This window comes from Streptomyces sp. NPDC058576 (assembly GCF_042718715.1).
In the GTDB taxonomy this organism is placed as follows: Bacteria; Actinomycetota; Actinomycetes; order Streptomycetales; family Streptomycetaceae; genus Streptomyces.
The window spans coordinates 73035-85792 of the sequence record NZ_JBHXPF010000010.1; the positions used below are offsets into that span (position 1 = coordinate 73035).

Genomic DNA, 12758 nt, shown 5'->3' on the forward strand with positions numbered 1-12758 from the left:
GGCCCGGATGAGAGCCCTCTTAACGCCGGGGCCCCGCAAGGCCCACACCCGTCGCCCGCTCGCTCTCAGCGACCGGTACGGGCCCGCCATTCCGGGGCGAGGACGGACCAGACCTCGGAGTCGTGGCGTACGCCCCGGTAGAGGTAGTTCTGCCGGATCACCCCGTCGCGGGTCATCCCGAGCCGCTTCGCCACGGCGATCGACTTCGTGTTCGCGGCGGAGGCGTCCCACTCGACACGGTGCATGCCGCGCTCGTGGACCGCCCAGTCGATCAGGCGCTCGGCGGCGCGGGTGATCAGGCCGCGGCCCTGGGCGGCGGGCTCCAGCCACACGCCGATCTCGCAGTTGCCGGACTCCGCGTCGAAGATCCGGAAGAGGACGCCGCCGACGAGGGTGCCGTCCAGCCAGATGCCGTAGAGCCGTCCGGTGTCCGCCGCCTGCTTCTCGGCGTACCGCCGGAGCAGGGCGCGCGCCGACTCCCGGTCGGTGGCGAAGGAGGCGAACGGGATCCAGGGGTCGACCGCGCCCCGGGCCCGGTCCATGTGGGCGAGGAACTCCTCGTCCTGCCAGACCTCCAGCGGACGCAGCTCCGCCTTGTCGTCACCCAGGGATATGGCGAACATCGTGCTCCTTCTCGGCCTGCTCGACGCCCTCCTGAGGGGCGCGCACCTCAGGGATCCTCGCATGGAGCGGCACGCAGTCGGGCGGCTCGATGCTGATCCGGGGCAGCCGCTTCTCCAGCCAGCCCGGCAGCCACCAGTTCGCCCCGCCGAGCATGTGCATGAGGGCGGGCACCAGCAGGGTGCGCAGGACGAAGGCGTCCAGGGCGACGGCGGTGGCCAGCGCGATCCCGAACATGGCGATGACCCGGTCGCCGCTGAGCACGAAGGCGAGGAAGACGGAGATCATGATCACGGCGGCGGAGTTGATGACCCGCCCGGTCTCCGCGAGGCCGACCCGGACGGAGCGCCGGTTGTCGCCGGTCTCCAGCCACTCCTCGTACATCCGCCCGACCAGGAAGACCTGGTAGTCCATGGAGAGGCCGAAGAGCACCGAGACCATGATCACGGGGAGGAAGGGTTCGATGGGTCCGGCGCTGCCGAGGCCGAGCAGTTCGCTCCCCCAGCCCCACTGGAAGACGGCCACGACGACGCCGAAGGAGGAGGCGACGGCGGCCACGTTCATCACGGCGGCCTTGATCGGGATGCCGATGGAGCGGAAGGCCAGGAGCAGCAGCAGGCAGCCGAGTCCGATGACGACCCCGACGAAGAGCGGCAGCTTCCCGACGATGATGTCGGCGAAGTCGTCGTAGCTCGCCGTCACCCCGCCGACGTGGGCCTCCAGCGAGGTCTTTTCCTGGACCGGCGGCAGCACGTCGCCCCGGATCCGGTCGACCAGCTCGCTGGTGTCCTGCGACTGGGGCGACGAGTCGGGTACGACGGTGAGGAAGGCGGTGTCGCCGGAGCTGTTGTACGTGACCGGGCTGACGGACGCGACGCCTTCGGTGGTGCGCAGCTTCTCGGGCAGCGAGTCCAGCGCGAGCCGGTCGTCCGCGCCGTCGAGTTGGGCGGCGATGGTGAGGGGGCCGTTGACGCCGGGCCCGAAGCCGTCGGCGAGCAGGTCGTAGGCCTGCCGGGTGGTGGCGGTGGCCGGGTTGTTGCCCTGGTCGGAGGTGCCCAGGTGGAGGCCGAGGGCGGGCAGCGCGAGGACCGCCATGACGACGGCCGCGATCCCGCCGAGCAGCTTGGGGTGCCGCTCGACGAAGGCGGACCAGCGGGCGGCGAAGCCGGTGGGCAGCTCGGGCCGCGGTCCGTGCTCGGCGAGCTGCCGGCGTTCGCGGCGGCTGAGCGCCCGCATCCCGATGAGGGAGAGCAGCGCGGGCAGCAGGGTCACCGAGGCCATGACGGTCAGCACCACGGTGAGCGAGGCGGCGATGGCGACGCCGTTGAGGAAGCCGAGCCGCAGGATGAGCATGCCGAGCAGGGCGATGCAGACCGTCGCCCCGGCGAAGACGACGGCGCGGCCGGTGGTCGCGACGGCGTTCTGCGCGGCTTCGTCGACCGACATGCCGCGCCGGAGCCCTCTTCGGTGCCGGGTGACGATGAACAGGGCGTAGTCGATGCCCACGCCGAGCCCGATGAGCATGCCGAGCATCGGGGCGAAGTCGGCGACGGTCATCACGTGGCCGAGCAGCACGATGCCCGCGTAGGCGGTGCCGACGGAGACCAGGGCGGTGGCGATGGGCAGCAGGCTGGCGGCGAGCGAGCCGAAGGCGAGGAAGAGCACGACGGCCGCGACGACGACGCCGATGCCTTCGGCGAGGTGGACGGAGGGCGCTTCGGTGAGGGCGACGGCGGTGCCGCCCAGCTCGACCTGGAGCCCGTCGGCCTCGGCGGCCTTCGCGGTGTCGACGAGGGCCTGGGCCTGGGAGGCGGGGATCTCGTCGGTGGGCCGGTCGAAGGTGACCGCGGCGTAGGCGGTGTGGCCGTCCTCGCTGATCCGGCCGGGGCCGGTGGTGCCGTAGGGGCCGGTGACCCCGCCGACGCCCGGCAGCTCCTCGATCGCGTGGAGCGTGCGGGTCATGGTCTGCTCGACGTCGGCGGCCCGGACCGTGGAGTCGGTGGTGTGCCAGACGACGGTGTCGGTGTCGCCGCCGAGGTCGGTGAAGCCGCGCGAGAGGAGTTCGGTGGCCCGGCCGGACTCCGTGCCGGGGACCTCGTAGTCGTTGGAGTAGGCCGAACCCGCGAAGCCCGCCGCTGCGGCGGTCCCGCCGAGAGCGGCGAGCCAGATGAGGACGGCGACGAGACGGTGCCTGATGCACCAGCGGGCGATGGCAGCCAACGGACGAGCTCCCTGCGGGTTCGTGGACCTTTACCCACAGATGACGTGATCTGCCCGTAAACGTCTCATGACCTGAGACCGCCACTCTGTCATCAGGACGTGATCCTTTGTCCGTTTCGTGGCCATGGTCACAGGGCCTGATCTGCTCCTTATGCGGAACACACCGGCCCTGCGACCTCGCCGGAGACGGTCAGCCCGAGACGCTCGCCCGGCCGTTCTCGATGTGTCCCATGAGCCGCCGCCGGAAGCCGTCCTCCCCGTCGGCGGTGACGGCGAGGTCGTACCAGCCGTGGGCGTCGGCCGCCGAGTGGACGAGCGCCCGGCTGCGGCCCGGCTTGACCGTGACGCGGCGGGTCCAGTCCTCCACGTCGTCCTCGTCGACGTACCCGAGCGGCCGCACCAGGAAGGTCAGGGTCCGGCGGCCGGTGTTGCGCAGGGTGAGGTGGATGTCGCGGTCGCGGTGGTCGATGCGGGTGGTGACCTCCGCTCCCCCGCCGGCCGGTCCGGCGAACTCGCGACGGAAGCCGTTCGGCCCGGTGACCGTGAAGCGGTACGCGTCCCCCGTCACCGGGACCGTCCAGTGCGCGCGGCCCCGGACGTCCTGGTGCTGCGGGGCCGGGAACTCCTCCGCGTACGGGTACAGCGCGAAGTGCGCCGAGGACCGGCCGCTGTTGTCCAGCTCCACCCGCAGTCCGCCGTCCGCCTTCCGGGCCTCCGCGTCCGGCTGGTACGGCAGCGGGCGCGCCGGGCGTGCGCCGGGCTCCTGCTCGGGGAGGCGCTGGACGGCGGGCGGCTTCGGCCGCCAGCGTCCGCTGAGCGGCGGAATCACGCCGGGCTGCTCCACGGCGGGCTGCCGCCGGGCCCGGGTGAAGTCGAAGGCGGAGGTGAGGTCACCGGTGACGCGTCGCCGCCAGTCGCCGATGTTGGGCTCCTTCACCCCGGTCCAGCGCTCCAGGAAGCGGATCACGGAGGTGTGGTCGAAGACCTCGGAACAGACGTACCCGCCGACGGTCCACGGCGAGACGACCAGCAGCGGCACCCGGATGCCCAGGCCGGTGGGACGGTCCTCCCACCGCTCCTCGGTCACCTCGGGGGGTGCGACGGGCGGCGGGACGTGGTCGAAGAAGCCGTCGTTCTCGTCGTAGTTGATCAGTACGGCGGTGTGCCGCCACACGTCCGGGTGCTTGCCGAGGGCGTCCAGGATCTTGTAGACGATCGTGGCGCTGTGCACCGGCGAGGAGACGCTCGGGTGCTCGGAGTCGAGCGCCGAGGGGACCAGGTAGGAGACCTCGGGGAGCTTCCCGGCCGCCACGTCCTTGGCGAACTCGTCCGCCAGCGTCCCGGTCGGCACCCGGCGCAGCCCCCGATCGAAGAGGCTGCGCTCCTGCTTCGTGAGGGTGGCGACGCCCTCCTCCAGCAGCCCGAGGAGCCGGGTGCGCTCGGCCTCGGACGCGCCCCGGACCTTCGCGTAGAAGGCTTCCATATACGTGTGGCCGCCGGTCTTCGCCAGCGCCTTGCGGGCGATCGCCTTGAAGGTGGCGTAGAACTCGATCTGGTTGTCGGTGAAGTTCTCCCACTCGGTGTACGTACGCCAGCTGCGCCCGGCCTTCTCCAGCCGCTCGGCGTAGGTGGACCAGTCGTAGCCGGGGTGGCCGCCCTCGTCGTACGCGTCGTTGCCGACGGCCCGCTTCCCGTTCGCCTCGAAGCCGGTCTTCCCGCTCCAGAGGTGGTTCCGGTTGGGGCTGGTGGAGGTGTGGATGGACGAGTGGTAGGCGTCGCAGACGGTGAAGGTGTCGGCCAGCTCGTAGTGCAGCGGGATGTCACGGCGGTCGTAGTACGCCATGGTCGCCGCGGTCTTCGCGCTGATCCAGCCGTTCATCCAGCCGCCGCCCCAGGCCTTGGCGCCCCCGCTCCAGGAGTGGTCGAGGTCGCCGATGTACTGGAGGTCCTTCTTCTGCTCCTCGGCCGCGCCGCGCACCGGGAAGGGCAGCACGGTGGACCCGGCCGCGCCGGGCTGCTCGAACACCGTCCCGCCGCCGGGCAGCTCGATGGCGTTGCGGTCGCCGAAGCCGCGGACGCCGCGCAGGGTGCCGAAGTAGTGGTCGAAGGAGCGGTTCTCCTGCATCAGGATCACCACATGCTTGATGGAGCCGAGGCCTCCCCCGCCGGACCCCGCGTGGGCGGGCTGCGCGGCGATGGCGGCCTGGAGCGACGGCGGCAGGAACGATCCGGCCGCAGCGGCGCCGAGTGCGCCGCCGCCCAGCGCGAAGAGCCGTCGCCGTGACATGTCCGTGGTCAAAAGAGCCTCCTGATTCCGGTGGTTACAGCCCGGAAGCTAGTCAGATCAGGTGGCGTCGGGAAGGACTGCGTACGGCCCGGTGGTGAACGTCCAACAGGCCGGACCGGAAGTCCAACCCCCGGGCCGGGGTCCTCACACCCCGATGAGGTGCAGCGATCCCCACAGCGCGAGGGTGGAGGCCAGCAGTGTCGCCGGTACGGTCGCGAGTCCCAGCCGGGTGAAGTGGCCCAGTTCGGGGGCGTCCCCGTGGGCGTGCAGGATGCGCCGCCACAGGAGCGTGGCCAGCGATCCGACGTACGTGAGGTTCGGCCCGAGGTTCACCCCGATCAGAGCGGCGAGCAGCGGTCCGGGCCCGGCCGCCGCGACGATCGGGAGCAGGGCGAGGATCGCTGGCAGGTTGTTGATCAGGTTGGCGAGCAGGGCCGCGACCACGGCGACGCCGAGCAGGGCGGGCAGGGTGTCGCCGTCGGGCAGCAGGGCGGCGATCCCGTCGCCGAGGCCGTTGTCGACGACCGCCTTGACGACGACGCCGAGCGCGAGGACGAAGAGGCAGAACAGCGGGTTGGCCGAGCGGACGACGGCGACCGGTGTGGTCTCCCGCTTGACCAGCGCCCGTACGGCGAGCACCAGGGCCCCCGCGAGCGCCGCCCAGAGCGGCTCGGCCCCCTCGAACGAGGTCACGACGAACCCGGCCAGCGTCAGCGCCAGCACGACGAGGGTGAAGACGGGGACGGGCGTGCGCTCCCCTTCGGGATCCGGCGCGTGCGCCCCGGCGGCCAGGTCGGACCGGAACGCGCGGCGGAACACCGCGTACTCGACGGCGATGGCGGCGAGCCACGGCAGCGCCATCAGCGCGGCGAACCGGGTGAAGGAGAGGCCGCTCGCGGTGAACGCCAGGAGGTTGGTGAGGTTGGAGACGGGGAGCAGGAGGGAGGCGGAGTTGGCCAGGTGCGCGCAGGCGTAGACGTACGGGCGGGGCCGCGCACCGACCCGGGCGGCGGTGGCGAGGACGACCGGGGTGAGCAGGACGACGGTGGCGTCCAGGCTGAGGACGGCGGTGATGAGGGAGGCGACGACGAAGACGCCGCCGAGCAGGGGCCGGGTCTGCCCCCGGCAGGCACGCGCCACCAGATCACCGGCGGCCCGGAACAGCCCCTCGTCCGCGCAGAGCTGGGCCAGCACGAGAATCGCGGCGAGGAAGCCGACGACGGGGAGCAACTCGCCCACCTGGTCCCGGGCCTCGGGCCAGGACACCGCCCCGACGGCCACCACGAGGATCGCGGCGGGCACGGCGACGGTCGCCTCCGGCAGGCCCCGGGGGCGCAGCACGGCGAAGGCGAGGACGCCCAGGAGCAGGGCGAAGGAGACGAGCTCGGCGGTGACGGTGTTCAGGGGGTCTCTCCGGACGGGTGGAGGGGCGGTGCCCCCGTGTCACGGGTGCACCGCCCCTCCGGGTGGTGATCGGGGTGATCAGCCCTCGACGCCGAGCTTCTCCAGGATCAGCTCGCGCACGCGGGCCGCGTCCGCCTGGCCGCGGGTGGCCTTCATGACCGCGCCGACGAGCGCGCCCGCCGCCGCGACCTTGCCGCCGCGGATCTTGTCCGCGATGGCCGCGTTGCCCGCGATGGCCTCGTCCACGGCGGTGGACAGGGCGCCCTCGTCCGAGACGACCTTCAGGCCGCGCGTCTCGACGACGGTGTCCGGGTCGCCCTCGCCCGCGAGGACGCCCTCGATGACCTGGCGGGCCAGCTTGTCGTTGAGGTCGCCCTTGGCGACGAGCGCGGCCACCCGGGCGACCTGCTCCGGGGTGATCGGCAGCTCGTCCAGACCGCGGGCGGTCTCGTTGGCGTTGCGGGCCAGCTCGCCCATCCACCACTTGCGGGCCTGGTCCGCCGGTGCGCCCGCCTCGATCGTGGCGACGATCAGGTCGACCGCGCCCGCGTTGAGGATGGACTGCATGTCGTGCTCGGAGACGCCCCACTCCTCCTTGAGCCGCGCCCGGCGCAGCCGGGGCAGCTCGGGGAGGCCCTCGCGCAGCTCCTCGACCCACGCGCGCGCGGGCGCGACGGGGACCAGGTCCGGCTCGGGGAAGTAGCGGTAGTCCTCGGCGTTGTCCTTGATGCGGCCGGCCGTGGTGGAGCCGTCCTCCTCGTGGAAGTGCCGGGTCTCCTGCACGATCGTGCCGCCCGAGGACAGCACGGCGGCGTGCCGCTGGATCTCGAAGCGCGCGGCCCGCTCGACGGAACGCAGCGAGTTCACGTTCTTCGTCTCGGAGCGCGTACCGAACGCCTCGCGGCCGTGCGGGCGCAGCGACAGGTTGACGTCGCAGCGCATCTGGCCCATCTCCATGCGGGCCTCGGAGACCCCGAGGGCCTTGATCAGCTCGCGCAGCTCGGCGACGTACGCCTTGGCGACCTCGGGGGCACGGGCGCCGGCTCCCTCGATCGGCTTGGTGACGATCTCGATGAGCGGGATGCCGGCCCGGTTGTAGTCGAGCAGGGAGTGGGACGCGCCGTGGATACGGCCGGTGGCGCCGCCGACGTGCGTCGACTTGCCGGTGTCCTCCTCCATGTGGGCGCGCTCGATCTGCACCCGGAAGATCTCGCCGTCCTCCAGCTGGACGTCCAGATAGCCGTCGAAGGCGATCGGCTCGTCGTACTGGGAGGTCTGGAAGTTCTTCGGCATGTCCGGATAGAAGTAGTTCTTCCGGGCGAAGCGGCACCAGTCGGCGATCTCGCAGTTGAGCGCGAGACCGATCTTGATGGCCGACTCCACGCCGATCTCGTTGACGACCGGCAGCGCGCCGGGCAGTCCGAGGCAGACCGGGCAGGTCTGGGAGTTGGCGTCCTGCTTCAGCTCCGTGGAGCAGCCGCAGAACATCTTGGTCTTGGTGCCGAGCTCGACATGGACTTCGAGGCCCATGACGGGGTCGTAGGACGCGAGCGCGTCCTCGTACGACACCAGGTCAGTGACAGTCACGGTGAAACTTTCCCTCTCAGCCCAGCAGAACGTCGTCGTCGCCGAGACGCTTCAGTTCGCGATAGAGGATCGCGAGTCCGGTGACGATGGCGGCCGCGGAGACCGCCGCGTCGACGAGTCGCAGCACGTCGTTGTCGTTGCGGGCCAGCTTCGCTTGCTTGGCGACGCTGATCGCGCCGAACGCGGTGCTGCCGAGCGCGACGTACACGCCCGTCTTGGACTTCTTGAAGTTCTTGGCCTTCTTTGCCATGGCACTCACAGCGACGGAGCCTCCTCAAGCAGCGGGTGTCCCCACTTTTCCACGAAAGCGGCCTCGACGGCGGATCCGACCTTGTACAGCCGGTCGTCCTTCATGGCGGGGGCGATGATCTGCAGTCCGACCGGCAGACCGTCCTCCGGGGCCAGGCCGCAGGGCAGCGACATGGCGGAGTTGCCGGCCAGGTTGGTCGGGATGGTGCACAGGTCCGCGAGGTACATCGCCATCGGGTCGTCGGCGCGCTCGCCGATCGGGAAGGCGGTGGTCGGGGTCGTCGGGGAGACGATCACGTCGACCTGCTCGAAGGCCTTCGCGAAGTCCTGGGTGATCAGGGTGCGGACCTTCTGGGCCGAGCCGTAGTACGCGTCGTAGTAGCCGGAGCTGAGCGCGTACGTGCCCAGGATGATGCGGCGCTTGACCTCGTCGCCGAAGCCGGCCTCGCGGGTGAGCGCGGTGACGTCCTCGGCCGACTTCGTGCCGTCGTCGCCGACCCGCAGGCCGTAGCGCATGGCGTCGAAGCGGGCCAGGTTGGAGGAGCACTCGGAGGGCGCGATCAGGTAGTACGCGGAGAGCGCCAGGTCGAAGGACGGGCAGTCCAGCTCGACGATGTCCGCGCCCAGCGACCTCAGCAGCTCGACCGACTCGTCGAAGCGCTGGAGCACACCGGCCTGGTAGCCCTCGCCGCGGAACTGCTTGACGACGCCGACGCGCATGCCCTGTACGGAGCCGTTGCGGGCGGCCTCGACGACCGGCGGGACCGGTGCGTCGATGGACGTCGAGTCCAGCGGGTCGTGGCCGGCGATCGCCTCGTGCAGCAGCGCCGCGTCCAGGACCGTACGGGCGCAGGGCCCGCCCTGGTCGAGGGAGGACGAGAAGGCGACCATGCCGTAGCGGGAGACGCCGCCGTAGGTGGGCTTGACGCCGACGGTGCCGGTGACGGCGGCGGGCTGGCGGATCGAGCCGCCGGTGTCCGTGCCGATGGCGAGCGGGGCCTCGTAGGAGGCGAGGGCGGCGGAGGAGCCGCCGCCGGAGCCGCCGGGGATGCGGGTGAGGTCCCAGGGGTTGCCGGTGGGGCCGTAGGCGCTGTTCTCGGTGGAGGACCCCATGGCGAACTCGTCCATGTTGGTCTTGCCGAGGATGACGACGTCGGCGGCGCGCAGCTTCCGCGTGAGCGTGGCGTCGTACGGCGGGACCCAGCCCTCAAGGATCTTGGAACCGACGGTGGTCGGCATGTCCTTGGTGGTGAAGATGTCCTTCAGCGCGAGCGGGACGCCGGCCAGCGGGCCGAGCTTCTCGCCCGCCTCGCGCTTGGCGTCCACGGCACGGGCCTGGGCGAGCGCGCCCTCGCGGTCGATGTGCAGGAAGGCGTGGACCTTCTCGTCGACCGCGTCGATCCGGGCGAGGTGCGCCTCGGTGACCTCGACGGCGGTCAGCTCGCCGGAGGCGATCTTCGCGGCGATCTCGGCCGCGGTGAGCTTGATGATGGTGCTGATGTCCGTCATGGCGGTTAGTCCTCCCCCAGGATCTGCGGCACCTTGAAACGCTGCTGCTCCTGGGCCGGGGCGCCGGAGAGCGCCTGCGCGGGGGTGAGCGACGGACGGACCTCGTCCGCGCGCATGACGTTGGTCAGCGGCAGCGGGTGGGAGGTCGGCGGTACGTCTTGGTCGGCGACCTCGGAGACGCGGGCGACCGCGCCGATGATGTCGTCGAGCTGACCGGCGAAGTGATCGAGCTCTTCGCCCTTCAGCTCCAGACGCGCCAGCCGGGCGAGGTGGGCGACCTCCTCGCGCGTGATGCCAGGCATGCAGCGATCCTCAGGGGTTGGTGTGTGGTTTTGGCCCAATCCTATGGGGTCTCCGGGGGACGGGTGCCCCGCCCCGATCGGGCTAGCCCTTTCCGGGCCGCACCCCCTGCGGCCGTCAGGGGGTGTCGGTCTCCGACGGGCTGCTCACCACACCGTTCACCGCGCCGTTCACCACGCCGTTCACCACGCCGTTCAGCGACGCGTTCACCGAGGCGTTCAGCGACGCGTTCATCGGGCCGGTCGCCGAGGCGGTCGCCGATCCCGCGGCGGCGGCCGCAGCTGCCTGGGCCCTCAGCTCCGCGGGCCGCCGCCAGCCGTGCTCGCCGCGCGCCCGCAGCCAGGCCGTCGTCTCCTGCGGCGGCATCGCCGCCGCCACCAGCCAGCCCTGCACCGCGTCGCACCGCAGGTCCCGCAGCCGCTCCCACGTCTCGTCGTCCTCGACGCCCTCGGCGACGACGACCAGGCCGAGCGAGTGGGCCAGGTCGATGGTGCAGCGGACGATCTCCGCGTCCTCGTGGTCGACCGCCAGCCGGGCCACGAAGGACCGGTCGATCTTCAGCTCGCTGACCGGGAGCCGGCGCAGGTGGACCAGGGAGGAATAGCCGGTGCCGAAGTCGTCGAGGGACATCTTCACGCCGTGCGCGGTGAGCCCGGCCAGGGTGTCGGCGGCGCGCTGCGGGTCCTCGAGGAGCACATGCTCGGTGATCTCCAGTTGGAGCGCTCCCGCGGGCACCCCGTGGCGGGCCAGGCGGGCCGCGACGCCTCCCGCGAAGCCGGGGGTGTGGACGTCGCGCGGGGAGACGTTGACCGCCACCGGCACGAACAGGCCCTGCGCCCGCCAGCGGGCGACCTGGGCGAGCGCCGTCTCCAGGACGTACTCCGTGAGGTGCGGCATCAGCCCGGAGGACTCGGCGATGGCGATGAACTCGTCCGGAGGGACCCGGCCGCGCTCCGGGTGCACCCAGCGCACCAGCGCCTCCAGACCGGCGACCTGCCCGTCGAAGCGGACCTTGGGCTGGTAGTGCAGCTCGACCTCGCCCGCGTCCAGCGCCCGGCGCAGATCGCCGAGCAGCCCGAGCCGGTCGGGGGTGTTGCTGTCCCGCTTGGACTCGTAGACCTCCACGCCCGTGCGGTCCCGCTTGGCCTGGTACATCGCGACGTCCGCCCGCCGCAGCAGGCCCTCGGCGTCCAGGGCGTGGTCGGGGTAGACCGCGACCCCGGCGCTGGCCTCCAGGACGAGGGTCAGCCCGTCGAGGTCGAGCGGCGAGGACAGCTCGGCGACCAGATGGCGGGCGACCTGCTGGGCGCTGGTGGTGGAGTCGGTGTGCGGCAGGAGGACGGCGAACTCGTCGCCGCCGAGCCGGGCCGCCTCCGCGCCGCGCGGCAGGGCGAGCCGCAGGCGCTCCGCTATCTGCAGCAGCAGCCGGTCCCCGGCAAGGTGGCCGAGGGTGTCGTTGACCGCGCGGAAGCGGTCCAGGTCGATGAGGACCAGCGCGGAGCGGGTGCCGATGGATTCCGCGTCCTCCAGGGCCGACCAGGTCCGCTCCAGCAGCCACTGGCGGTTGGGCAGCCCGGTCAGCGGGTCGCGCAGCTGCTCCTCGGCGCGGGCGCGGGCGATCCAGAGGGTGGAGTCCAGGGCGATCAGCGGCACCGCGAAGAGCGGCAGCAGGATGGGCATGGACATCGCGACGGCGCAGATCAGCGGGGCGAGCCCGAGGAGCGCGACGGCGACGAGCCCCTGCCGCAGCATCGCGGTCCGGGCGATGGTGGGCAGCCCGCCGTTGTGCGGGGCCTGGGCGTACCACAGCAGGACCCGGGTGACGAGCAGATACGTGGATGCCGTCAGGAGCAGTTCCGGGACGGCCGCGATGCCCCAGTCGAGTGGCCGCCAGGGTTCCTCGACGGTCGGGACCTCGCCGAAAGCTGCCAGCACGAGCGCCGCGGCGCCGATGCCCAGCATGTCGACGCCGCCGTGCAGCAGCCCCTGCCACCAGCGGTGCCGGCGGGCCGTCCCGACGAGCACCACGACGGCGAGGCTGACCAGGACGGCCGGCAGCCAGCCGTACAGCAGCAGCACGGCGAGGGTGAGGGCGGCGCCGGAGCCGGTACCGCCCCACCACCGGTCACGGCCGAGGGCCACCAGATGGCCGACGATGATTCCGGTGAGCACCGCGAGGGACCAGCCCACCGCCCCGTCCGGGAAGAGCGCGTGGCCCTGCTGGACGGTCCGGTAGGACCCGACCGCCAGCAGTAACGCGGCGATCCCCACGACGGCGGCGCCCACCGGGGGCGTGAGGCCGACGAAGCCCTGCAGCCGCGACACCGGGGCGGCGCTCTCGGTCGGTTTCATTCCGTCCCTCTCACAGCCGGCGATGCCGATGGCCCTCGGTGGCGCCCGCTCCCGTGGCGCCACGGCCCGGTCGAGCAGCCGTGCACGGAAGGCGCACCCCTCAACAGTAGGCCGCGAAAGGCTTCCAGGGGCAGCGCTCTACAGCTCTTGCCCGAATGCGAACCGACCACCCGTCACCATCTGCTATTGGCCCGAACGGGTGGTGCGGCAGGGCCAATCGGGGAGCGGC

General features: G+C 71.9%; 9 protein-coding genes. All 9 read right to left on the reverse strand.

Going from position 1 to position 12758, the window contains the following annotated elements; all coding sequences use genetic code 11:
• Nucleotides 1-65: 65 nt before the first annotated feature.
• Nucleotides 66-623: a GNAT family N-acetyltransferase gene (locus tag ACFWRV_RS10950; RefSeq protein WP_384331542.1), complete on the reverse strand. Its 558-nt coding sequence runs from the start codon at nucleotides 621-623 to the stop codon at nucleotides 66-68.
• The gene (locus ACFWRV_RS10955) at nucleotides 601-2841 is read right to left on the reverse strand and encodes an MMPL family transporter (RefSeq protein WP_384331545.1); all 2241 of its coding nucleotides are present in this window, start codon (nucleotides 2839-2841) and stop codon (nucleotides 601-603) included. Before ACFWRV_RS10955 ends, ACFWRV_RS10950 begins: the two co-directional genes overlap by 23 nt.
• A 190-nt stretch (nucleotides 2842-3031) precedes the next feature.
• Entirely contained in the window at nucleotides 3032-5140 is a 2109-nt protein-coding gene (locus tag ACFWRV_RS10960) for a phosphocholine-specific phospholipase C (RefSeq protein ID WP_384331548.1), read from the reverse strand.
• A 132-nt stretch (nucleotides 5141-5272) separates the two neighbouring features.
• Nucleotides 5273-6532, reverse strand: a complete 1260-nt coding sequence (locus tag ACFWRV_RS10965) for an arsenic transporter (RefSeq protein ID WP_384331755.1) — start codon at nucleotides 6530-6532, stop codon at nucleotides 5273-5275.
• A 78-nt stretch (nucleotides 6533-6610) separates the two neighbouring features.
• Nucleotides 6611-8119: an Asp-tRNA(Asn)/Glu-tRNA(Gln) amidotransferase subunit GatB gene (gatB, locus tag ACFWRV_RS10970; protein WP_384331551.1), complete on the reverse strand. Its 1509-nt coding sequence runs from the start codon at nucleotides 8117-8119 to the stop codon at nucleotides 6611-6613.
• A gap of 16 nt (nucleotides 8120-8135) precedes the next feature.
• Complete coding sequence (locus tag ACFWRV_RS10975) at nucleotides 8136-8369, reverse strand: hypothetical protein (RefSeq protein ID WP_355083231.1); 234 nt, start codon at nucleotides 8367-8369, stop codon at nucleotides 8136-8138.
• A gap of 5 nt (nucleotides 8370-8374) precedes the next feature.
• Nucleotides 8375-9877, reverse strand: a complete 1503-nt coding sequence (gene gatA / locus ACFWRV_RS10980; protein ID WP_384331554.1) for an Asp-tRNA(Asn)/Glu-tRNA(Gln) amidotransferase subunit GatA — start codon at nucleotides 9875-9877, stop codon at nucleotides 8375-8377.
• A gap of 5 nt (nucleotides 9878-9882) precedes the next feature.
• Nucleotides 9883-10179, reverse strand: a complete 297-nt coding sequence (gene gatC, locus ACFWRV_RS10985; RefSeq protein ID WP_003966094.1) for an Asp-tRNA(Asn)/Glu-tRNA(Gln) amidotransferase subunit GatC — start codon at nucleotides 10177-10179, stop codon at nucleotides 9883-9885.
• Nucleotides 10180-10294: 115 nt separating this feature from the next.
• On the reverse strand, nucleotides 10295-12529 hold the full coding sequence (locus ACFWRV_RS10990; RefSeq protein ID WP_384331557.1) for a putative bifunctional diguanylate cyclase/phosphodiesterase: 2235 nt from the start codon (nucleotides 12527-12529) through the stop codon (nucleotides 10295-10297).
• Between the last annotated feature and the right edge of the window lie 229 nt (nucleotides 12530-12758).